Origin of the sequence: Pseudomonas sp. MBLB4136 (assembly GCF_051904765.1) — a bacterium.
In the GTDB taxonomy this organism is placed as follows: domain Bacteria; phylum Pseudomonadota; class Gammaproteobacteria; order Pseudomonadales; family Pseudomonadaceae; genus Aquipseudomonas.
The window spans coordinates 1037430-1060140 of the sequence record NZ_CP196713.1; the positions used below are offsets into that span (position 1 = coordinate 1037430).

Genomic DNA, 22711 nt, shown 5'->3' on the forward strand with positions numbered 1-22711 from the left:
CGCTGGCCACACTCAGAGTGCCCGCATTCACATTGGTAATCCCTGTATAGGTGTTGGTACCGCTCAGGGTCAGGGTTGAAGCGCCGGCTTTGCTCAGGTTGCTGCCACTGACAACGCCCGACAGGGTGACATCCGCCGAGTTGTTGAGGGTGGCTGTACCGGTGATAGCAATGTCGTTATCGATAGTTGTCGCACCTGTCACCACCAGGGTAGTGCCATTGGCCAAGGAGACTGTATTCCCGCCTAAATTACTATCGCTGGTCACGCTCAGGGTGCCGGCGCTGACACTGGTAGTGCCGGTATAGCTATTGGAACCACTCAGTGTCAGGGTAGAGGCACCGGTCTTGGTCAAGTTATTACTGCCGCTGATGACACCCGACAGGGTCACATCGGCGGTGTTGTTGATGGTGGCATTGCCGCTGAGGCTGATGTTGTTATCAATGGTAGTGGCGCCAGTGATCGTCAGGGTGGTGCCACTGGCCAGGGTCACAGTACCTGAACCGAGGTTACTGTCACTCGCGACACTCAGGGTGCCTGCACTGACGGTGGTTCCCGCGTAACTGTTGGTGCCGGATAGCGTCAGCGTACTGGAACCTGATTTCGTCAGCTCATGGGCGCCGCTGATAGCTCCTGACAAGGTCACGGCGGCCGAATTGTTCACCGTCGCATTGCCGCTTAAGACGATTGCGTTATCGACAGTCGTGGCCCCCGTTACCGTAAGGGTGGCGCCGCTGGCCAGGGTCACTGAACCATTGCCCAGATTGGCGTCGCTGGCAATGGACAGGGTTCCGCCGGATACCGTGGTGGTGCCACTGTAAGTGTTGGTGCCGACGAGCGTCATGGTGCCAGTGCCTTGCTTGACGAGGTTGCCGGTACCGGTGATGACGCCAGAAACACTCGTTGAGGTGTTATCCCCACCTGCGCTCAGCGTGTAGCTGCCCAGATTGATCGTGGCGCTGCCGCTGTTGCTGGACAGGCTGCCGATGGTCTGATCCGAGAGCAGGGTGAGCACGCTGCTGCCGTTGACGCGTACCTGGCTGCTGTTGGACATAGAGGCATCGCCGTCCAGCCTTAGCGAGCCGAAGCTCGCGAGGGTCGTCGTGCCTGTGTAGGTATTGGTGCCCGACAAAGTTAGCGCGTAGGTGGCCGAACCGCCCTGGGTGACGGTGAACCCGCCACTGCCACTGATATTGCCGGAGAAAGTCGTATCGGCGGTCAGCAATGTAGATAGGGTGCTGCTACCCAGATTGATCAAACCGGCGCCGGACAGATTGCCAATGCCTTCGTTATTGGAGAGCGCGAGGGTCGCACCGCTGGCCAGGGTGACGCTGCTGTTGACCGAAATGGCATCGCCACCGCTGACAGTCAGCGTACCGGCGGAAATAGTCGTGGCGCCGGAATAGGTGTTGCCGTTGTAGGAGAGCGTGAGTGTGCCGGCCCCCGACTTGGTCAAGGCGCCGCCCCCAATCAGCCTGCTGGAGATGGTAGCGGTATCGCCAGTGCTGTTGTGGAGCGTCAAGGTGCCGGCGTCGATGGAGATAATACCGCTGGTCAGAGACATGCCGCTGGCGGCATCCATATCGAATGTCAGGCTTTCGCCCAGGGATACGCTGTTGATTGTCAGGGCTGTGCTCGCCAGGTTACTGGCAAACACGATGGTCTGGCTGCCCGTTACATCCGCCGCCGCTATTGCGATAGCTTCGCTGAAACTCACCCCATCGGAGAGATTAATGGTGGCGGTGTCGGTGGCGTTGGTGACGTAGATAAAGTCGCTGCTGACCGTCACATCGGCGGTGGTGTTATTTGTCCCATCGCTTAAGGTAAAGCGGACTGTGGCATCGCCCGAGGGTGTGTCATTTTGGTAGGTAATGCGCTGGGCTACATCGTTGACCAGGGCGGTGGTGGCGGTGGTGGCGCTGCTGGTGAAGTTGATGGTGAGCACACCGCCGCTGTGGGTAAAGGTGGCAAAGGTCTGGCCACCGGATTGCAGGTTGCTGCCGCTCACTGTAAAGAGTGCGCCTGAGGTGTTAAAGCCTAAAACATCGCTGGTGACCGCCGTGCCAGAGCGTTGTACCACCAGGCTGGCACCGGCCCAGTTGCCGTTGCCGCCATTGAGCGCTTGCAGTTCGGTGTCTCCCAGGCTGGCATTGCCGCCGGCATCCAATACCACCGTACTGCCAACCCCGGCCCAGGCCACGCTGTCACCGTGGAGGTTGGCGGTGGTGGGAGCGGTATTGGTGGAGTAGCTTGAATCGATCGTGCCTGGGCCAGATAAACTCTCGGCGCCTGTATTGCTGCCAGCCCCTGCCGAGCCAGCGCCATTGCCGTTTTGCGCATTGGAGCCGCCGCTGCCGCCTGCCCCGTAGTTGGCTTTGTCGGTACCCACAAGGTTGACGGTAGCGAGCTCGTAATTAAACGTACCCTGGACATAAATACCGCCTACGCCGAAGCCACCGTTCGCAGCATTGCTGCTGAGACTGGAACCGGCGCCGCCGCCGCCGGCGCCGAGGTTATCCGTTACTGTACTGGTTGCCATGTTGACCGTGGCGCCCGTGGCGATATAGAGCGCACCAACGGCACTGCCCCCACGTCCTACGGCGGGGGCGCCCGATGCGCCCGCACCAGCACCGCCACCGCCAATGGTTGCACCGCCGGTACCGGCAGTACCACCGGCACCACCGGCAGAGAAGCCTCCGGTCTGTGAGCCGCCCGCACCGCCAATGCCCGAATTGGTTCCCCCCTTGCCCGCCTGTGCAGTGGCGCCATAGTTGCCGCCAATACCGCCAGAACCTCCACCACCACTGCCTCCGGTTTGGCTCAAACTGTAAGCGCCACCATTGCCGCCACCGATGCCGGAGAAACCGCCGCCACCCCCTCCGCCGTAGCCATAGGAGCCACCGGCACCCCCGCCGTTGCCGCCGCCACCGGAAGCCCGGTTGCTGGTAATGGCCACCCCGCTAAGGGTGAGTGTGCCGCCGCTGGCACGGATGCCTGCGCCCAGGGCATCCTGGCCGTTGAGGTTGTTGTAAGCCCCACCGTTGCCGCTGATTAGCCCTTCGCGAATCGTCAGATTGGAGATGGTCACTGTGCCATTGCGCATCTCCAGAGCGCGTCCGTAATAGTTGGCATCCAGGTTGTAGCCACCACCGACGATGGTTAATTCCTGTCCATCGGTGATGTTGATGTCGACAAAGGTACGGAATCCGTCGGCGGCACTGTTGAGCATGTCACCGGTTCCTGTGGCTGAGATGTTGCCAAGAAACGTAATGGTATCGACAGCATTGTTGGTGGCCGCGGTGGAGAGCGCAGAGCGTAGCTCGGCGATGTTACTGACCGAGAAGGTTTGTAACTGGTAGCCGTAGTTGCGCAGGTCATAGGTATCCAGCGCGTAGCTGGAAGCGATCTGTCCGGTGGCGACTTCCAGGGTCCAGTTGCCGCCGCTCAGGGTCCCCCCGGTGCTGTCGGTGGAAGCCGCCACGTCTGCGCCGGTCGCCTGGGCCAGCGCCGCGATGAACGCTTGGCCCTTGTCGCCGGCCGCCACGTCGCAGCCGTAAAGGAGAATGTCGCCATCGGCTTTCAGAGCGGAACCGATGGCCGCCAATTGACTGGCATAGGCCTCGAGATTACCGCCGTGCAGCGGGCCGCTGCCCAGCAGCAGCACCCCGCCATCGCCGTGGGATAGGATGTGGATGGCATCGATATCCGAGCGTCCGGCCAATGCATCGGCGAGCTGCTGAACGCCATCGCGCTGGCTGTCGATCAGCACCACCTCGGCGGAGGCGCTGATCGAGCTCAGCAGGCCCTGGTAGTCCGGCAGGCGGGTATCGACGAAGACGATTTCCCGGCGCTGGGCATCGCCGGCGGTTTGTGGCACTTCCTGGAGAGTGTCCGGAGCGTCGCTGGCGGGCGTGGTGTCCTGGGCTGCGGAATTATCGACGACCGTGGCGGCGACCGCGCCGTCGAACATCAGGCGCGGTTCCAGGGCGAGCATCAGGCTGGAGCGGGGCGTGCTGGCGGGGGTGTCTAGTGCCTGGGGCTTACGCTTGGTCCACCACATGGTTGGGTCTCCGGAGTCGCCGTTACTGAGAGGTCGCAGGGGTTGGTTTGGCTTGGATCAGGCTGGCTGCCGTGGGGGCGCCGTCCCGCCAGAAGCTGAGCGGGTTGAATTCGTCGAACAGGTCCGGCGGCAGTATGGTCTGGCGGGGCTGCCAGGTGACCTGCGGACGAACCCGGTGCAGGCCGCTCACGCCCAGGGCCTGGTCGAATTCAGGGGCGTCGTACTGGACGCTTTCGAAGTCGTGTTCGTACCAGGGCTCGCCGAGGAACTCGTAAACCAGGCGCAGCACCTTGTCCGGCGCCTGGGTCAACAGCTCGTACTCGACCAGCAGCAGGGAACCGGCCTGTTCGCTGAAGTAGGCCTCCTTCAGTGCGCTCCAGGAGTAGCCCACCAGGCGGTTCGGCTGGCCCAGGGTGCGTACCCTGCTGTACACGGTGTTGCGTTCGCCGTCGTCCAGGAACAGCTTGGTGTTCTCGAAGGGGTTGCCCCGGTACAGGCGTTCCAGGCTGTCCATGATCCAGGCCACGTTACGCACGCAGGCGATGACCTTGGCCTGGGGAAACAGGTCGCTAAGCGCGGGCAGGCGGGCGCACCACTGGCGGTTGGTGTCGAAGATCACCGGCTTCTGGCAATCGGCGTAGTAGCTGTCGAACAGGCTGCGCAGCAGGCGGCGACGCTGGTCTTGGTCGATCACCGGGCCGAACTCGCTGCCGGCACTGAATTGGTTAAGCATGCCGCTAAACAGGGCGCCCACCGGGCTGGTCATGCCGGCGTGGAAGCGCGGGTTTTGCTTGAGCAGCGCGGCCAGCAGGGTAGAGCCGGAGCGCGGCAGGCCGCTAATGAAATGGAACGCAGGCAACGACAGACTCCTTATCGCGAGCAGCTCCTGCTGGACGAACCGGGTTCAACGGCAGCGGGATAGCAGTATAGAGGGAAGGTCTAGCAATGATGCAAGCGTAGCGTAGGCGTTTACAAGCACACGCATTGGGTGGCCTCAAAACTCAGCGCCAGCGCTCGGCAGTGTGTAGCAAATCGCTACCAGGCAAGTTTTTTACTTCCACCGGCTTTGGTCTACACCTATCAGGTTCGCTCATAGGCGTCAGGGGCGATCAGCATGCCCGGGTTGCAGGCACGGCGTATCTGGACCATGCCGGCGGGCTGGGCGGTCGTAGTAGAGAAACCACAAGGAGTTCTTTCATGGAAGTTTTCATCGGAACCATCCAGCCCTTTGCCTTCAATTTCGCGCCGCGTGGCTGGTCGCTGTGTGCGGGGCAAATCATGCCCATCGCACAGAACACTGCCCTGTTCTCGTTGCTCGGCATCCACTACGGGGGTAATGGGCAGACCACCTTCGGCTTGCCGGACCTGCAGGGCCGCATGCCGATCGGCATGGGCCAGGGTCCGGGTTTGCCGGATTACTCGATCGGCGAAAGGGCTGGCGCTCCCAGCGTGACCCTGGTCAGCAGCCAGATGCCGATGCACACCCACGCAGTACAGGTCCAGGTGGGCGCAGAGCCGTCCTCGCCCAGCACCGCCCCTGGCCAGGCCAACCCCTATCTGGGCGCCTCCCAGTCTGGTGGACAGGCAGCGGCGGCGATCTGGTCCAGCGAGCTGGTAGCTCCGGTCGCACTGGGCGGCGTTCAGGCGGGCCCCGCCGGGGGCAGTCAACCGTTGGAGGTCATGAACCCCTACCTGGCACTCAACTTCTGTATTGCGGTGATGGGCATCTTCCCCTCCCGCGACTGATCTGCCGCCCTCAGGCGGCTTGGTGCGTAGGTGCCTGGGGGCGCTTTGCCTCGGTCACGCAGTAAGTCGCCAGCGTCGCTCGCCGGGCGCGGGCGGCGTCCTCTTTTCCACGCTCATTCAGGATTGTTAGCCATGCTGCATCTGATCGAAGCCGAGCATTTCCGCCAGCTGCTGGGTCAAGTCCGCGAATTCACAACGGATGGCGGCGAGGTGCTGCGCCTACGGATCGACTCCGTTACCCTCAAGCCGCATTCCCGTATCCCTGACAACACGCGAGTCCTACGCATGCCCTTCGCGGTGGGGTTGACCGCCACTGAGCCGACGCGCTGCCTGGATAGCCTCTGTACGTTAGAGCTTCCGCCGCTGGGGCGTGTCGAGGGACTGATGGTGTTGCGCGAGGCTTCTCTGGGGCGAGAACCTACGCAGAGTTATTTCCAGATACTGTTCAACTGACCACGGCATTGGGATACCAGACCAGTCGCTCAGCAAAGGGGTGGGCTTCCTCAACTTGGAAGCCCAGTTCCAGGTACAAACGCCTGGCCTGCGGGTTGCCGCGCCAGACCACCACCACCAACGGGCACGCTAGCCTATGCGCGACTTGCTGGATGCCCTTGAGCAGTACCCGGCCATAGCCGCGGCCTCGGGCAGCTGGAACAAAAGCCAGGTAGACGAGGCGGACCTCGTTGTGGCCGAAGTCGCAGGTCATGGCGCCAATGGCATCACCTGCCTTCTCGATGACGAAGTGCAGCGCATTCGGGTACCAGTCGCCGGTGCCCTGCTGTTGCGCACGATACTGTCCCTCGACGACGCTGTGGATGATCTCGGGGTCGCCGTCGATCCATTGAAGTTCGGGCCTGACCGAGCGATACAGGTCTTGCAGGAATGGCTCGTCGCTGGCCCTTGCCGGCCGCAGGCTCAAGCCGTTTGCCAAGGATGACGCATTGAGCATTCGCTTATCTCCATGATCGATGCCCAGGGCAGCAAGCCCAGCTGTCAGAACCCGCTCTCGCGGATGACCAGGGCGGCCAGGCGGCGCCACAGCCCGCCCAGGATGGACTCGCTGCGCCCCTCCAGCACGACCACCCCGGGAACAGGACTGAGGATGGCCGGCGTCTCGCCAGTGGCCTGCAGTCGGGCCGAGTACTGGCCCTGTAGGGGTTCCAGCTGGCCCTGTTCGTTGCGGCGCGTGGCGACGGGCCCGCCATGCTCCGAGGTCAGGGCGGCAATCTCCAGCTGGCGGCTGCCGGTGACGTCGAGCTCCAGCAGCTCGACCGGCAGGGCGGCGCGCAGCGGATCGCCGCTGGCCAGGAACAGCCCCTGGCTGCCGGGATCCACGCGGCCGAGCGCCGCTTCGTCCAGGTAGCCGCGCAGGCGCACGCCATCGTCCACTACCCGTAGCAGCGGCTGCTGGGGCGCAAGCCAGCGGCCTTCGTGCAGGTCGGCCGGCAGGTCGCGGATCACTCCCTCGTGCGGGGCGCGCAGTTGCAGGCGCGCCCGTTGCGCCGCCAGGCCGCGGTATTCGGCCAGCGTCTGGGCCAGGCTCTGCTCGAGGATGCCGGTCTCGGCCGCCGTTTCGCTGCGTCCGGCCAGGCGGCGCAGTTGCAGCTGGATGATCCTCGCCTCCAGGCGCACGATGACCTGGCGGGCATCCAGGTCGGGGGATTCGAGTTCCGCCAGCAGGTCGCCGGCATTGACCCGCTGGCCCTCCCGTACATGCAGCTGCTTGAGTCTGGCGGGCAGCGGCGCGTGCAGGGCGCTGGCCCGGCTGGCCTCGAGCACCGCGGGCAGCTCCACCTGGCTGTGCCAGGGCAGGGCGAGAAGCATCAGCAGCGCGAGCAGTGCCGCGCCGCTCAGCAGCGTGCGGCGCGGCGCGGCCTGGCCGCGGCGCTGCCACCACTCCCGCCACTCGCGCCAGATAGGCAGGCCGATGAACCAGGCCAGCTCCACCAGCATCAGGAAGATGCCCAGCAGCTTGAAGAACATGTGGTAGACGGCCAGGGCGATGGCGAGGAACAACGCGGCGCGCCACAGCCAGGCGCAGTAGCCCCAGGCCAGCAGGCGCAGGCGCAGGCCGTCGGAGAGCGGCTCGGGCATGGGGTCGCGATAGCCGAACAGGCTCTCGCGCAGGCGCCAGCGGCACAGGGCGAAGGCGCGCTGCTGCAGGTTGTCCACGCCCCACAGGTCGCTGAGCAGGAAGTAGCCGTCGAAGCGCATGAAGGGGTTGAGGTTGACCGCCAGGGTGGTCAGCCAGGTGGCGCTGGCCAGCATGAAGGCGGCGGTGCGCAACGGTCCGTCCGGCAGCAGCGACCAGGCCAGCAGCGCCAGCACCGCCAGCAGCAGTTCGGCGAGTACGCCACCGGCGCCGATCAGCAGGCGGGCGCGGCGGTCGTTGACCCGCCAGGCGTCGCTGACATCGGTGTAGAACATCGGCAGCAGCACCATGAAGGCCAGGCCCATGCTCTGCACCCGGCAGCCGGCGCGCTTGGCCAGGTAGGCGTGGCCGAACTCATGGCACAGCTTGGCGAAGGTCAGGGCGACGCCGAAGGCCACGGCGCCGCCCAGGCTGAACAGGTGCGGGAAGGTGGCGAGAAAGCGATCCCAGTCGCGCGCCACCAGGAACAGGCCCAGGGCGAACAGCAGCGGCAGGACATAACGCAGCAGGAGCGGGCCGTGGCGCTCGAGCCAGGGCCAGCTGCGTTCGAGAAAGGCGTCCGGCCGCCACAGGGGAATGCGAAAGAACAGGTACTGGTGCAGCAGGGCGGTCCAGAAGCCCGGGCGCTGGCGGGCCGCCTTGGCCGCGTAGCCGGCACGCTGCTCGGCATCGGTGGCGCCGATCAGGTCGTGGCCACGGAGAAAGGCCAGCAGTTCCTGCAGGTCGCGCTCGGCCAGGGGCTGCCCGGGTTCCCGGTTGGCCTCCTGCAGCACCCGCCCCGGGTCGCCCAGGTGCCAGTGGCGCAGCAGGCGCATGGCCGCGGCGCCGAGCTTGAAGTAGCGGCCGCGCAGCGGGTCGGCCAGGGTCCACTGCGGTGCACCGTCCAGCGCCGGGGCGGCGGGGGAGAGCTGCAGGTCGGGGCGGAGCGGCGGCAGGCGCATTTACAGGCCCAGGATCTGGCGCAGGGCGGCCAGCGGACGGCGCAGCAGGTAGGCCAGCAGCGGCCCGCGCTGGCCGTGCAGCTTGGCGGTGCCGCGCAGGCCGATGCGTGGCGGCGCGGCGTCGAACTGGGCGTCCAGGCGGTAGGCCAGCTGGCCGCCGGCGATCTCCTGGGCTTCGTAGGCCAGGCGTTGCAGGCGCGCCGAATGGCGCTGCAGCGGGTCGCTGTCGAGGAACAGCGCGACCTCGCTGCCGGTCTGGAAGTCCAGGGCGTCGGCCACGGCCAGGTCGATGCGCAGGGCGGCCTGCTCGGGGTCGGCGATCTCCATCAGCCGTTCGCCGGTCTGCACCGGCCTGCCGGTCCAGCGCTGGGCATCGGCGAACACGGCGATGCCGTCGCGTTCGGCGCGGATCTCGCTGCGTGCCAGCAGGGCCCGGGCATGGGCAAGCTCGGCGCGCTTCTGCTCGGCGCGCGCGGCCAGCAGGTCGAGGCGCGCGCCGGACTCGGCATCGCTGAAGGCCAGCTGGCCGCTGGCCTTGAGTTCCGCCTCGGCGACCCGCAGGCCGCGCTCGGCGACGTCGGCCTGGGCCTTGAGCACGGTGGCGTCGAAACGCACCAGCACCTCGCCCTGGCTCACCTGCTGGTTGGGCTTGACCAGGAATTCGGCGATCACGCCATCCAGGGGGGCGGCCACCACCTGGCCGTTCAGGGCGACCACCTCGGCGGGCGCCAGCACCGACTGGCGCACCGGCAACAGCAGCAGGGCCATGGCCGCGGCGAGCAGCGCCAGCACCCGCCGCCGGGGCCAGCGCAGGCGCCAGGGCGCGCGCGGCTGCAGGGCCAGCCAGGCATGGGCGTAGCAGTCGCCGAGCTGACCGAGCAGGGCTCGCTCGCCCTCGCTCCAGGGCTGCTCGCGGGCGATCCACAGGCCGCCGAACGCCTGGCCCTTACGATCAAGCAGGGGGAGCCAGAATACCGCCGCGGCCGACAGGTCTTTCCAGTCGGCCCTGGCCTGCTCGTCCAGCGCGTCGGCCTTGACCACCTGGGCCTGAAGTGCGCGCCCCTGGACGAGTAGCTGGTTGGCAGCCTGTTCGGCGAAGGCTACGAAAGGGGCGTTGCTCTCCACCAGGCTGACCCCGGTCAGGGCGCGCACCTTACCGGCGATCAGCAGGGCGGCATGGCGGTAACCGAACAATGCCTGGCCGTCGTTGACCATGGTGTAGGCGAGGGCGTCTAAGCTGGTCGTGGCGCGTGCCTGGCGTTCCAGGCCAAGCAACTGGGCAACGGCCCGCTCGGCGAGTCCTGTCGCCTGGGCCGTCACTGCTTCACCGGGAAGCGCGCGGTGCCGCTCATGCCGGCCAGCAATCCCTCTGCAGAAGGGCTCAGGACACCGATCAGCAGCAGGGTCTGGCTGCCTTCGTCGATGCGAGCGCCGAATCGCTTCACCTCCACCTGCAAGGGCTGCCCGGTTTCGTCAGGTGTGAACTCGAAGTGGCTGCCGGGCTCTAGTCGGCCGAGCCACGCGGAGGGGACCAGCAGGTGGGCCTCCAGGCTGCGGTTGTCCACTATCTCGAGCAGAGCGGTCCCGGCAGCCACGCTCTCGTGGGGGCGGGCCTTGCGTTGCACCACCTGGCCGTCGAAGGGAGCGGTCACGCTGCAGCGGCGAACCTGGACCTGGTACACCTGGGCCTCGGCCTGGGACTGCGCCTGGCGGGCCTCGGCCAGGGCCACTTCGAAACGGCCCACCGAGTTCAGTGCGGCCAGTTGCTTCTTGTGCCCTAGCTCCTCGCGGGCGGCGCGCACCGCGGCCTGGGCTGCGTTGAGCTGGGCCTGGTAGGCGCTGCAGTCGAAGCGCACCAGCACCTCGCCCTTCTTGAACGCCTCGCCCTCGGCGAAGGGCATCTCGACGACGCGGCCGGCCAGCTCACTGGACAGAGTGGCCTGGTCGCGCGCTCTCAGTATTCCGCGGGCTGAGCTTTCCCGGGCAGCTTCGGCGGCTGGGGGCTCCAATAGCGGATCATGGGCCAAAGGATCATCCGCCCAGGCGACGGCAACTGTTCCGGCCACGCCTAGCAGCGACCACAAGATGCTTCTCATAGTGGTTATACCTGAAGTTGATCGAGAGGCAGTGTATGAGAGCGGTCGGACAATAGGAACTGACCAACTCGATAATCAGCCTCGTCTTATCCAATGTGCCTGATGAGCAATTCCAAACAGCTCTCGAGTGGGAGCCTCTCGGTCGGCAGGGTCAGGTTCGGCTGGAGAGGCGGCTCATAAGGGGAAGAAATGCCAGTAAAATTCTCGATCTCGCCCTTTCGGGCTCTCTTGTATAAGCCCTTGGCGTCGCGAGACTCGCAGGCCTGCAGGGAGCACTCCAGATAAATCTCTGAAAAATCACCCGGTCCGATGATTCCTCTCACCATTTCGCGGTCTTGGTGCGTGGGCGAAATAAAAGCGGCGATGCAGAGCATCCCGGACTCGACGAATAACTTGGCCACTTCCGCGGCTCGACGAAGATTCTCGCGCCGACCTTCTGGCGTGAAGTTCAGGTCGGCACACAAGCCGTATCGAATATTGTCGCCATCAAGCACTACGCAGCGTCGCCCAAGGTGATGGAGTCGCGTCTCTGCAGCGTAGGCAAGCGTTGACTTGCCGGCGCCCGACAAACCCGTCAACCAGAACACTTGGCCGCGCTGGCCGTTCATTTGTTCCCGCTGCTCGCGAGTTGGCCTAGCGTTTTGTGAGGTGAAATAAGGCAGTCTACTGTTCATGGTACGGCTCATGCAGGCGAAGGCGCAGGTAGTCCATCACTAGGTACGGTCTACAGTCGCCTTGAGTCGCCCTTGGGGCTCGTGGAAGCCATTTCGTTGACATCGGGCAGCGATGGCCTGACTGTTCGTTGTTGGTAGAAGTTTGCCGCAGTCTCCTTGGGCAGGATATAGCCGATGTGGCTCGGTAGGTGTTCCTTGTTGTGCGGCTGCTAATCCCGCTAGGGATCGCCTTGTGTGATTCATCGCGACTGGCGCACTAGTCCGATGATTTTGGGACCGCAATCTACCTTGGCGCAGTTGTGTTGCTTTGCTGAACAGCATCTGATGTAGCGTATTGGTTTGATTGGTTTTTGACGAACCGAAGGCAGCTGATTCAGGTAGCATTCTGGTCGACGATGGCGATGGTGTCACCCGCGCGCTGTCCCCGCAAAAACACTTCTGCGCCTCCGCCTGTAAAGCTTTGCCCACGTGGCGGGAAAGGCGATGGTGCGGCCCTAGGACAATCGCGAAGAGTCCGTTTTATCGCACGGGCTTGGGCGACCTAATGAAGATCGAATGGAAGCGATCTGGATGACGAGGGCTGCCCAGGTCATATCTGCATGCCGTTGCGTCGATACGTCCACTTCCCAGGGTCGCCAGCAGTGGGGTTTAAATGAGAAAATCTTTCATTTAAACCTGTCGGCCTCGCTGAGAGCCGATGTTTTCCCGGCGTGGCGCCGGGCTACGGAAGTGAATATGTCCTTTACCCGCAGACAGATACTTGCCGGCATGGCCGGGCTCGGCGTCGTCGGCCTCGGTGCCGGCGGCGTGCGCTATTGGCTGGGGCGGCCGCTGGTCGCCGCCGAGTACGATTACCAGCTGATCGCCGCGCCGCTGGACCTCGAGCTGGTGCCGGGGCATCTCACCCCGGCCTGGGCCTTCGGGGGGCAGGCGCCGGGCATGGAGATCCGCGCCAGGCAGGGCGAGTGGCTGCGGGTGCGCTTCATCAACCGCCTGGAGGTGCCGACCACCATTCATTGGCACGGCATCCGTCTGCCGCTGGAGATGGACGGCGTGCCCTATGTCTCGCAGTTGCCGGTGCTGCCGGGCGAGTACTTCGACTACCAGTTCAAGACCCCGGATGCCGGCAGCTTCTGGTATCACCCCCATACCACCAGCAGCGAGCAGCTCGGCCGTGGCCTGGTCGGTCCGCTGATCGTCGAGGAGCGTGAGCCGACGGGCTTCGTGCACGAGCGCACGCTGTGCCTGAAGAACTGGCACCTGGACGAGCAGGGCGCCTTCAGCGCCTTCAGCGTGCCACGCCTAGCGGCGCGCGAGGGCACCCGCGGGCGCCTGAGTACGGTCAACGGCGCCCATGCGCCGACGCTGCGGTTGCCGGCCGGGCAGGTGGTGCGCCTGCGTCTGATCAATGTCGACAACACCGTGACCTACCGGCTCAACCTGCCGGACGCCGAGGCGCGCATCTACGCCCTGGATGGCAATCCCGTCGAGCCGCGGCCGCTGGGCGAGGAGTACTGGCTGGGCCCCGGCATGCGCCTGGACCTGGCGCTCAAGGTGCCGGCCGCCGGCAGCGAGCTGGCCCTGCGTAACGGCCCGCTGCGCCTGGCGACGATCGAGAGTACGGCCAGCGATGCGCCGGTCGGCGACTGGCCGCCGGCCTTGCCGGCCAACCCGGTGGCCGAGCCGGACCTGGCCAGCGCGGAAACCCTGCGCTTCAACTTCGAGTGGGCGGCGATGCTCTCGCAGAATGCCGAGCAGGCCGGCTACCGCTATTGGCAGATCAATGGCCAGGCCTGGAACATCAATGACAAGACCTGCGCAGACCGGCCCATCGCCACCCTGAAGCGCGGCGGCCACTACATCTTCCTGTTGCGCAACATGGCCCAGTACCTGCACCCGATTCACCTGCACGGCATGACCTTCAAGGTGCTGGATTCGGATCGGCGCCAGATCACCCCGTACTTCACCGATACCTACCTGCTGGGCAAGCACGAGACGGCGCGCATCGCCCTGGTCGCCGACAATCCCGGGGTGTGGATGCTCCATTGCCATGTCGTCGATCATATGGAAACCGGCCTGATGGCCGCGATTCAGGTGGTGTGATGCGTCAGCCGAAAATCATCGACCGCAGCCAGGATCAGCATTTCATGCGCGAGGCCCTGGCGTTGGCCGCCGAGGGGGCGGCGCTCGGCGAGGTGCCGGTCGGCGCCGTGCTGGTGCTGGGCGGCGCCGTCATCGGTCGGGGCTTCAACTGCCCGATCTCCACCCACGACCCCAGTGCCCATGCCGAGATGGTGGCGATTCGCGCGGCGGCGCAGGCGCTCGGCAATTACCGCCTGCCCGGCAGCACCCTGTATGTAACGCTGGAGCCGTGCAGCATGTGCGCGGGCCTGATCGTCCACTCACGGGTCGAGCGGGTGGTGTACGGCGCTACCGAGCCCAAGGCCGGGGTGGCGATGAGTCGCGGCGAGTTCTTCAGTCAGGGCTTTCTCAACCATCGGGTGCTGATCGAGGGTGGGGTGCTGGCGCAGGAGTGCAGCGAGTTGCTCAGCGCCTTCTTCAAGGCCCGGCGCGGCGCGCGTTAGGGCTTAGAGCGGCGGCAGCTCGTCGCGCGGCGGGTTCTTGTTGACGCCCGGCACGTGCATGCCGGACTCGGCCACCTGGGTGCCTTCCAGCTGTGGCTGTGTGACCCAGGTGAGGATGTCGTAGTAGCGGCGGATGTTGCGCACGAAGTGCACCGGTTCGCCGCCCCGGGCGTAGCCGTAGCGCGTCTTGCTGTACCACTGCTTCTGCGCCAGGCGCGGCAGGATCTTCTGCACGTCCAGCCACTTGTCGGGGTTCAGGCCTGCGGCCTCGGTGAGTTTGCGCGCGTCCTCCAGGTGGCCGGCGCCGACGTTGTAGGCGGCCAAGGCAAACCAGGTGCGGTCCGGCTCGACGATGCTGTCGGGCAGCTGCTTCTTCACCTTGACGATGTACTTGGCGCCGCCGTCGATGCTCTGCTTCGGGTCGAGGCGGTTGGATACGCCCATGGCCTGGGCGGTGCGCAGGGTCAGCATCATCAGGCCGCGCACCCCGGTCTTGGAGGTGGCGGTCGGTTGCCACAGCGATTCCTGATAACCCATGGCGGCGAGCAGGCGCCAGTCCACGCCCTCGACCCGGGCGGCTTCGCGAAAGTACTTTTCGTAGCGCGGCAGGCGCTGCTGCAGGTGCTTGGCGAAGGTATAGGCACCGACATAGCCGAGCACGTCGACATGGCCGTAATAGCGTTCGGTCAGGCGTTTGAGGGTACCGTTTTCCTGGGCGCGGGCGAGGAAGGCGTTGATCTCGTCCAGCAGGCTGCTGTCCTCGCCGGGGGCGACCGCCCAGCCCAGGCCCTGGGAGTCGCCGAAGTCGAAGGCCACGCGCACGTTGGGGAAGTACACCTGGTTCATCGCCAGCTCGTTGGAGTCGACCAGGGTCAGGTCGATCTGTCCTTCGTCGACCATGCGCAGCAGGTCGACCACCTCCACCTCGGCCGATTCCTCGTACTTCAGTTCCGGCAGTTCGGCCTTGAGCGCCGCCAGTTGCTCGGCATGACTGCTGCCCTTGAGCACCAGGATGCGCTTGCCGAGCAGGTCCTGCGGGCGGGTCGGGCGCTGCTGGGCGTTGCGGTAGATGACTTGCGGGGTGATCTGCAGGTAAGGGCGGGAAAACCGGGCGATCTGCTGCCGTCCGTCGCTTGCCACCAGACCGGCGGCGGCCAGTACTGGCCCCTTGGCCTCGCCGAGGCGGGCGAACAGCTGGTCGAGGTTGTCGGCGGTCTCGATCTGCAGCTCGACATCCAGGTCGCTGGCGAAGCGCTTGAGCAGTTCGTACTCGAAGCCGGTTTCGCCGTTGCGGTCCTGGAAATAGGTGGACGGGCTGTTGCGGGTGATCACGCGCAGCACGCCGTCCGCCTGGACGCGCTCGAGGGTGCTGGGTTCTTCAACGCAGCCGCCGAGCAGCAGGAGGACCCCGATCGCTGACAGCCAGCTGGCGCAGCGGGAGCGGAACGCGGATTGGGCAAACATTACCGCAGTATACGCAAAGCACCCGGCGCGCCATATCTCGACAGCAGCAACCTTCTCTGCTAGTGCTCGAGGTGCCGCGCAGGCTGCGCTACGGGTGCCGCGGCGCGCTGCTTTAGGCTAGAATGCACGGCCTCAAAGTACACCCCCTTCCCAGAGGCTGTCCCCGATGTTGATCCTGCGCGGCGCTCCCGCCCTTTCTGCTTTCCGCCACGGTAAATTGCTCGAGCAACTGACCGGCAAAGTACCTGCTGTGACCGGGCTGTACGCCGAGTTCGCGCATTTTGCCGAGGTCACCGATGTGCTCAGCGCCGACGAAGAGCGGGTGTTGGCCCGTCTGCTGAAGTACGGCCCGAGTGTGCCGGTGCAGGAGCCCAACGGCCGCCTGTTCCTGACCATCCCGCGCTTCGGCACCATCTCGCCCTGGTCGAGCAAGGCCAGCGACATCGCCCGCAACTGCGGCCTGACGAAGATCCAGCGCATCGAGCGCGGCATTGCCTATTACGTGGCCGGTGAGTTGAGCGCGGTCGAGGCCGAGCAGGTCGCCGCCCTGTTGCACGACCGCATGACCCAGCTGGTGCTGGACACCCTGGAAGGCGCCGCGGCGCTGTTCAGCCACGCCGCGCCCAAGCCGCTGACCGCGGTGGACGTGCTCGGCGGTGGCCGCGCCGCCCTCGAGCAGGCCAACGTCGAGCTGGGACTGGCCCTGGCCGAAGACGAGATCGACTACCTGGTGCAGAGCTTCAATGACCTGGGGCGCAATCCCCATGACATCGAGCTGATGATGTTCGCCCAGGCCAACTCCGAGCACTGCCGGCACAAGATCTTCAACGCCAGCTGGGATATCGACGGTCAAGCCCAGGAGAAATCCCTGTTCGGCATGATCAAGAACACCTACCAGATGCACAGCGAAGGCGTGCTGTCGGCCTACAAGGACAACGCCGCGGTGATCGTCGGCCACAAGGCCGGGCGCTTCTTCCCGAACGGCGAGACCCGCCAGTACGGCGCGGTCGAAGAGCCGGTGCACATCCTGATGAAGGTGGAGACGCACAACCACCCGACCGCCATCGCACCCTTCCCGGGCGCCTCCACCGGCTCCGGTGGCGAGATCCGCGACGAAGGTGCCACCGGTCGCGGCGCCAAGCCCAAGGCCGGCCTGACCGGCTTCACGGTTTCCAACCTGCAGATCCCCGGTTTCGAGCAGCCCTGGGAAGTGCCCTACGGCAAGCCCGAGCGCATCGTCACCGCGCTGGACATCATGATCGAGGGTCCGCTGGGCGGCGCCGCGTTCAACAACGAATTCGGCCGCCCGGCGCTGACCGGCTACTTCCGCACCTTCGAGCAGGCGATCAGCACGCCGCGCGGCGAAGAGGTACGCGGCTACCACAAGCCAATCATGCTGGCCGGCGGCATGGGCAACATCCGCGGCGAGCACGTGCAGAAGGGCGAGATCACAGTCGGCGCCAAGCTGATCGTGCTCGGCGGTCCGGCCATGCTGATCGGCCTGGGCGGCGGTGCCGCCTCGTCGATGGCCACCGGCACCAGCTCGGCCGACCTGGACTTCGCCTCGGTGCAGCGCGAGAACCCGGAGATGGAGCGGCGCTGCCAGGAAGTGATCGACCGCTGCTGGCAGCTCGGTGACGACAACCCGATCGCCTTCATCCACGACGTCGGCGCCGGCGGCTTGTCCAACGCCTTCCCCGAGCTGGTCAACGACGGCGGCCGCGGCGGACGATTCGAGCTGCGCAACGTGCCCAACGACGAGCCGGGCATGGCGCCGCTGGAAATCTGGTGCAACGAGTCCCAGGAGCGCTATGTGCTAGCGGTCGACGCCGCCGATTTCGAGCGTTTCAAGGCGATCTGCGAGCGCGAGCGCTGCCCGTTCGCGGTGGTCGGCGAGGCCACCGAGGAGCCGCACCTGACCGTCGCCGACAGCCATTTCGGCAACAACGCCGTGGACATGCCGCTCAACGTGCTGCTAGGCAAGGCGCCGCGCATGCACCGTTCGGCCTCCCGCGAGGCCGAACTGGGCGATGACTTCGATGCCGGCAGCCTGGACCTCGAAGAGTCCGTCAACCGCGTGCTGCGTCACCCGGCCGTGGCCAGCAAGAGCTTCCTGATCACCATCGGCGACCGTACCATCACCGGCCTGGTCGCCCGCGACCAGATGGTCGGACCCTGGCAGGTGCCGGTGGCCGATTGCGCGGTCACCGCCACCAGCTTCGACGTCTACACCGGTGAAGCCATGGCCATGGGCGAGCGCACGCCGCTGGCCCTGCTCGACGCCCCTGCGTCCGGGCGCATGGCGATCGGCGAGACCCTGACCAACCTGGCGGCCTCGCGCATCGAGAAGATTTCCGACATCAAGCTGTCGGCCAACTGGATGGCCGCCGCCGGTCATCCGGGCGAAGACGCGCGCCTGTACGACACGGTCAAGGCCGTCGGCATGGAGCTATGCCCGGAGCTGGGCATCACCATTCCGGTGGGCAAGGACTCGATGTCGATGAAGACCCGCTGGCAGGACGCGGGCGCCGAGAAGAGCGTCACCGCGCCGCTGTCGCTGATCGTTACCGGCTTCGCCCCGGTCAGCGACATCCGCCAGACCCTGACCCCGCAGCTGCGCATGGACAAGGGCGAGACCGACCTGATCCTGATCGACCTGGGCCGCGGACAGAACCGCATGGGCGCCTCGATCCTCGCCCAGGTTTACGGGCAGATCGGCCGCCAGGCGCCGGATGTCGACGATGCCGAAGACCTCAAGGCGTTCTTCGCGGTGATCCAGGGGCTCAATGCCGACGGCCACCTGCTGGCCTATCACGACCGCTCCGACGGCGGCCTGCTGGTCACCGCGCTGGAGATGGCCTTCGCCGGCCACTGCGGCCTCAACCTGCAGCTCGACGCCCTGGCCGATGGCCGCGAGGAGCTGGCCGCGGTGCTGTTCAACGAGGAACTGGGCGCGGTGATCCAGGTGCGCCAGGATGCCACGCCGGACGTGCTGGCGCAGTTCAGCGCCGCCGGCCTGGGCGACTGCGTGGCGGTGATCGGCCAGCCGCTCAACAACGCCGAGGTCAGGATCAGCTTCGACGGCCAGGCGGTATTCGACGGCGAGCGTCGCCTGCTGCAGCGCCAGTGGTCCGAGACCAGCTACCAGATCCAGCGCCTGCGCGACAACGCCCAGTGTGCCGATCAGGAGTTCGATGCGCTGCTCGAAGAGGACAATCCGGGCCTGAGCGCCAAGCTGGGCTACGACGTCAACGAGGACATCGCCGCGCCCTATATCAAGAAGGGTGTGCGTCCGCAGATCGCCGTGCTGCGTGAGCAGGGCGTCAACGGTCAGGTGGAGATGGCAGCGGCCTTCGACCGCGCCGGCTTCAATGCCGTCGACGTGCACATGAGCGATATCCTCGCCGGTCGCGTCGACCTGGAAGCCTTCAAGGGCCTGGTGGCTTGCGGCGGCTTCTCCTATGGCGACGTGCTCGGCGCCGGCGAGGGCTGGGCCAAGTCGATCCTGTTCAACAGCCGTGCCCGCGATGCCTTCCAGGGCTTCTTCGAGCGCAGCGACAGCTTCGCGCTGGGCGTGTGCAACGGCTGCCAGATGCTGTCGAACCTGCATGAACTGATTCCCGGCAGCGAGTTCTGGCCGCACTTCGTGCGCAACCGCTCCGAGCAGTTCGAGGCCCGGGTGGCGATGGTCCAGGTGCAGGAGTCGGCATCGATCTTCCTGCAGGGCATGGCGGGTTCGCGCATGCCGATCGCCATCGCCCACGGCGAAGGCCATGCCGAGTTCGAGAGCGAAGAGGCGCTGCTGGAGGCCGATCTGTCCGGCTGCGTGGCCATGCGTTTCGTCGACAACCACGGCAAGGTCACCGAGACCTATCCGGCCAACCCCAACGGTTCGCCGCGCGGGATCACCGGCCTGACCAGCCGCGATGGCCGGGTCACCATCATGATGCCGCACCCGGAGCGGGTGTTCCGCGCCGTGCAGAACTCCTGGTGCCCGGACGACTGGCAGGATGACGCTGGCTGGCTGCGCATGTTTCGCAACGCCCGGGTCTGGGTGGACTGATGCCCATGGCGCGGAGCCAGGCTCTCTGGTTCCGCGCTTCTCGAGCGCTTTTGTCCCGTCCGTCGGTAAAGGGCAGCCGTCGCGCCATGGCTGTCCCGCCGTGTTGCCGACTCCGCTGCTCGTCTACTCTTTAATCTGTGACGGAGGTCCGGGCTCGCCGGCAACCTTTGGCGCTGCCAGGCGGCTGCGCTCGGTTCGGCGAGGCTTGTTGGGCCCAGCTGCGGAGATCGCGATGTACAAGCTGTGTTTCTGCGTGCAATTAAAAAAATCCTTATAAATCAGTAGTTTGTAAGGATTGATCCTCCAGAATTCTACCCAATTTTTCTACCCAATCTTCCTGAGCAGATGCGGGGCGACAGTGAGAGCTGACCAGCGGCTAGCTGCACCTGCGCTACGGCCTGTCACAAGGGACAGACGAGTGGGATAAGCGGTCCTGCTTTGGCTGAAGTTTGCTGTTACGATGCCACCAGCTCAGCCGATACAGGCAAAACACAATATGTTGTGAGAAGGGCAGAATTTTTTTTCACGGGGATTAAGGCGGTAGTTGCCGGGATTCAAACCCTTATACACGCACAATCCACAAAGTTATCCACAGACTGGCATCAAAGAGTGGCTTGCACCCTTTAAATTCCGACGTATCATTGGTCAAGCGCTGTAGGAGAGGGACCACAACATGTAGTGGTTCTGATCTTTCTGGCGGTTAGGCTGGAGCTAGCGAGTAGCACTTTTGAAGGGGGCGGCAGTCACTGCCAAGCCTTTTTTGAGGCAAAAAGAAACAGGGTTTGACTTCAGACGAAGCACCCCGTTAGCATTCAAGCTGCTGTATGTATATACATGGTAAACGCCCCCGCGCCACCGTTAGGTGGCGAGGGAACCAGCATCAAGGGATCACTTCTCAGGGCGGCCCTTGGTGCATCACTAAGCCCAGCTAAGGGCATCGCGGAGTAGGAGTCTATGGTTTTGCGCACCTCCTTTCAACATTTGGTTTAGATGCTTTAGACCTTGCGTGCAAGGATTGCGGAATAGATTTCGCACCAGATGCCCGGCTGCTGGCACCGCTACGGAGGTCCAGATATGGACAGCCTTGACACCAGCAACCCCCCTCCACCAGAGGGCTATGAGTACATTTACTGTCGTTATCGTATGTGCGGGAAGCGCCGGCTGGACGCCCATTCTTATGGGCTGAAAGCTTGGCGGTTGTGTGTGCGAATCAGGAAGGAGGACTGACGAATGGTAGACCGTTACTCCATGCGTCCGCACCATCCCGACCTGAAATCCGTGCACGTCGATCCCTACTTCCGCTTCCGCTATGGAAGGTGGGAAATCGTATGCGAGCACTGGCGTAGCCTGCCAGGAACGCAGCTAACCCTTGAATTTTAAAGGGGGGAGGGGGCAGGAAACCGCCCCCTTTTTCATGCCTAGCGTTAACTGATTTCTCCTAGCCGCTTGAGGCCCTTTGAATGCTTGAAGGCATTGTACTGCTCCAGCACTTCTCGGCGGGCCATGTGCTGGCGACCTTTGGCAGTCAGAGAAAGGGGGTCACTCAATAGCCGCTTCTTCTGAAGGAGGCCCATACCTTTAAGCTGGTCTGCAATCGCATCGATGACAAAGACCGGAGTGTTATGGATTTGGGCTAGTTCTGTAGAGGAGCAGGAACTGCTGGAGTCGTGACTGAGTGCAACCCAAAAAAGGACATGGGTCTGGTTGATGTCTAGCTCTGGGTTGGCCGGATTCTTCAGCTCTTCAAGCTCAGCCTGGAGGCGAGCATTCTCTCCCGACGCTGCGTGCGCTCTCTTTATTTGAGTGGCTATGCGAGCAACGCCAGCGAAAATGCCAATGAAGTTCAGGAGGATAGCCCATCTAGGGAGGGAGGTCTGGGCGGTTAGCTGTCCTTTAAGCCAAGCGAGGACCAAAGGGAAGAAGGCGATTAGCCAATCCCAAGCCCATAAGACGAACGTTGAGAGCAGAACTACTAAAACGCCCACAATTAGCTGGTTCTTATGCTCCCGGTACAGCCCCCGCATAGCTTCCTTGCCCCTTCACATGAAAGGTCGGATAGTAGCAAGGTGATAGTGCTTATCCTACAGCACCGCCGCCCCCCGCCAGAAAAATCAGCCTCTCTCTATAGAAAGCCGATTTCCAACCTGAAAAGTATCAGCCCGTGTTCTAGCCGAAGGGCTAAGCAGCCCGCCAAGGGGCGAAGGCTGAGGCGCCGGAATCGCCAAATATCTGAGGGGTAGTAGGAGGGCTGAGAGCAGGGCTGTGTGGGTCTATGAATGAACCCACGCACGGGGAGAGCTGGCCGCTACACGCGGACGGCTGGGCGGCTTGATCAAGGCCCGCTCTGTGCTGAGGGGGGGCGGGGGGTACTACTTATTCCAGGCCCGTTTGACTGTAGACAGCGACACCCCCAATTCAGTAGCTACGGCAGATTGCGACAAACCAGTAGCCTTCAGCTTGGCCACATCCCCTACTGAGACGGCGACAGGGCGCCCAAGGGACTTGCCTTCAGACTTGGCACGTTGCAAGCCTGCCTGTGTCCTTTCAATCAGCAAATCACGCTCAAACTCTGCGACAGCGCCCAACACCTGCATCGTCATCTTCCCGGCTGGGCTGGTTAGGTCTACACCCCCAAGAGCTAGGCAGTGAACCCTGATGTTCTGACTAGCCAACATCTCCACAGTGGATCGCACATCCATGGCGTTGCGGCCAAGGCGGTCTAGCTTGGTTACTACCAGCACGTCGCCGGACTCCATCCGCTCCAGCAGCTTTTGAAAGCCTTTACGCTCACTGGCCGGAACTGAGCCGCTAACTGTCTCCTCGATAACTCGCTGAGCCTGTACATCGAACCCAGCAGCCTTCACCTCCATCACTTGGTTCTGAGTGTGTTGGTCGGATGTGGAGCAGCGTGCATACAGGAAGACGCGGGACAT

General features: G+C 64.4%; 14 protein-coding genes and 1 pseudogene. 5 read left to right on the forward strand and 10 right to left on the reverse strand.

All coding sequences use genetic code 11. The annotated features are described in order from the left end of the window. Window positions 1–19: 19 nt before the first annotated feature. Window positions 20–4057: pseudogene (locus ACSX1D_RS04610) on the reverse strand (DUF4347 domain-containing protein); the annotation flags it as partial. Between the two features lie 22 nt (window positions 4058–4079). Then, on the reverse strand, window positions 4080–4916 hold the full coding sequence (locus tag ACSX1D_RS04615; RefSeq protein ID WP_439861179.1) for a sulfotransferase family protein: 837 nt from the start codon (window positions 4914–4916) through the stop codon (window positions 4080–4082). A gap of 338 nt (window positions 4917–5254) precedes the next feature. Here ACSX1D_RS04615 and ACSX1D_RS04620 point away from each other — a divergent pair, with 338 nt between their 5' ends. Next, window positions 5255–5803: a phage tail protein gene (locus tag ACSX1D_RS04620; protein WP_439861180.1), complete on the forward strand. Its 549-nt coding sequence runs from the start codon at window positions 5255–5257 to the stop codon at window positions 5801–5803. 132 nt (window positions 5804–5935) lie between these two features. Then, window positions 5936–6256, forward strand: coding sequence for a hypothetical protein (locus ACSX1D_RS04625; protein WP_439861181.1), 321 nt, complete (start codon window positions 5936–5938; stop codon window positions 6254–6256). On the opposite strand, the gene ACSX1D_RS04630 is transcribed toward ACSX1D_RS04625, so the two are convergent. The 5 genes from ACSX1D_RS04630 to cysC form a co-directional block, all read right to left on the reverse strand. After that, window positions 6249–6752 (reverse strand): GNAT family N-acetyltransferase, encoded by a 504-nt coding sequence (locus ACSX1D_RS04630; RefSeq protein ID WP_439861182.1) that lies wholly within the window; start codon window positions 6750–6752, stop codon window positions 6249–6251. The two genes, ACSX1D_RS04625 and ACSX1D_RS04630, sit on opposite strands and share 8 nt — an antisense overlap. 44 nt (window positions 6753–6796) lie before the next feature. Further along, a complete protein-coding gene (locus ACSX1D_RS04635; RefSeq protein WP_439861183.1) occupies window positions 6797–8896 on the reverse strand; it encodes an HlyD family efflux transporter periplasmic adaptor subunit in 2100 nt (699 codons plus the stop codon). Further along, entirely contained in the window at window positions 8897–10216 is a 1320-nt protein-coding gene (locus tag ACSX1D_RS04640) for an efflux RND transporter periplasmic adaptor subunit (protein ID WP_439861184.1), read from the reverse strand. It lies immediately after the preceding gene. Next, window positions 10213–10992: an efflux RND transporter periplasmic adaptor subunit gene (locus ACSX1D_RS04645; RefSeq protein ID WP_439861185.1), complete on the reverse strand. Its 780-nt coding sequence runs from the start codon at window positions 10990–10992 to the stop codon at window positions 10213–10215. Before ACSX1D_RS04645 ends, ACSX1D_RS04640 begins: the two co-directional genes overlap by 4 nt. Window positions 10993–11078: 86 nt before the next feature. Then, entirely contained in the window at window positions 11079–11666 is a 588-nt protein-coding gene (gene cysC / locus ACSX1D_RS04650; RefSeq protein ID WP_439861186.1) for an adenylyl-sulfate kinase, read from the reverse strand. 735 nt (window positions 11667–12401) lie between these two features. On the opposite strand from cysC, the gene ACSX1D_RS04655 reads away from it, so the two are divergent. Further along, a complete protein-coding gene (locus ACSX1D_RS04655; RefSeq protein ID WP_439861187.1) occupies window positions 12402–13769 on the forward strand; it encodes a multicopper oxidase family protein in 1368 nt (455 codons plus the stop codon). Next, on the forward strand, window positions 13769–14251 hold the full coding sequence (gene tadA, locus ACSX1D_RS04660) for a tRNA adenosine(34) deaminase TadA (protein WP_208708674.1): 483 nt from the start codon (window positions 13769–13771) through the stop codon (window positions 14249–14251). The genes ACSX1D_RS04655 and tadA overlap by 1 nt, the downstream gene beginning before the upstream one ends. A 3-nt stretch (window positions 14252–14254) precedes the next feature. Here the strand turns inward: tadA and mltF are convergent, their stop codons facing one another. After that, window positions 14255–15715, reverse strand: a complete 1461-nt coding sequence (gene mltF / locus ACSX1D_RS04665; protein ID WP_439861188.1) for a membrane-bound lytic murein transglycosylase MltF — start codon at window positions 15713–15715, stop codon at window positions 14255–14257. Window positions 15716–15881: 166 nt separating this feature from the next. Here mltF and purL point away from each other — a divergent pair, with 166 nt between their 5' ends. Next, complete coding sequence (purL, locus tag ACSX1D_RS04670; protein WP_439861189.1) at window positions 15882–19778, forward strand: phosphoribosylformylglycinamidine synthase; 3897 nt, start codon at window positions 15882–15884, stop codon at window positions 19776–19778. 1424 nt (window positions 19779–21202) lie between these two features. Here purL and ACSX1D_RS04675 read toward each other — a convergent pair. Together ACSX1D_RS04675 and ACSX1D_RS04680 are read right to left on the reverse strand one after the other, a co-directional pair. Beyond that, window positions 21203–21802, reverse strand: a complete 600-nt coding sequence (locus ACSX1D_RS04675; protein WP_439861190.1) for a hypothetical protein — start codon at window positions 21800–21802, stop codon at window positions 21203–21205. Window positions 21803–22147: 345 nt separating this feature from the next. Further along, a complete protein-coding gene (locus ACSX1D_RS04680; RefSeq protein WP_439861191.1) occupies window positions 22148–22711 on the reverse strand; it encodes a recombinase family protein in 564 nt (187 codons plus the stop codon).

Bases quoted from the DNA above. Each gene is read 5' to 3' on its own strand.
- ACSX1D_RS04620 (WP_439861180.1), top strand. From the start codon at position 5,255: ATGGAAGTTTTCATCGGAACCATCCAGCCCTTTGCCTTCAATTTCGCG.
- ACSX1D_RS04625 (WP_439861181.1), top strand. From the start codon at position 5,936: ATGCTGCATCTGATCGAAGCCGAGCATTTCCGCCAGCTGCTGGGTCAA.
- ACSX1D_RS04630 (WP_439861182.1), bottom strand. From the start codon at position 6,752: ATGCTCAATGCGTCATCCTTGGCAAACGGCTTGAGCCTGCGGCCGGCA.
- ACSX1D_RS04635 (WP_439861183.1), bottom strand. From the start codon at position 8,896: ATGCGCCTGCCGCCGCTCCGCCCCGACCTGCAGCTCTCCCCCGCCGCC.
- ACSX1D_RS04645 (WP_439861185.1), bottom strand. From the start codon at position 10,992: ATGAGAAGCATCTTGTGGTCGCTGCTAGGCGTGGCCGGAACAGTTGCC.
- cysC (WP_439861186.1), bottom strand. From the start codon at position 11,666: ATGAACAGTAGACTGCCTTATTTCACCTCACAAAACGCTAGGCCAACT.
- ACSX1D_RS04655 (WP_439861187.1), top strand. From the start codon at position 12,402: ATGTCCTTTACCCGCAGACAGATACTTGCCGGCATGGCCGGGCTCGGC.
- tadA (WP_208708674.1), top strand. From the start codon at position 13,769: ATGCGTCAGCCGAAAATCATCGACCGCAGCCAGGATCAGCATTTCATG.
- mltF (WP_439861188.1), bottom strand. From the start codon at position 15,715: ATGTTTGCCCAATCCGCGTTCCGCTCCCGCTGCGCCAGCTGGCTGTCA.
- purL (WP_439861189.1), top strand. From the start codon at position 15,882: ATGTTGATCCTGCGCGGCGCTCCCGCCCTTTCTGCTTTCCGCCACGGT.
- ACSX1D_RS04675 (WP_439861190.1), bottom strand. From the start codon at position 21,802: ATGCGGGGGCTGTACCGGGAGCATAAGAACCAGCTAATTGTGGGCGTT.
- ACSX1D_RS04680 (WP_439861191.1), bottom strand. From the start codon at position 22,711: ATGTCCCGCGTCTTCCTGTATGCACGCTGCTCCACATCCGACCAACAC.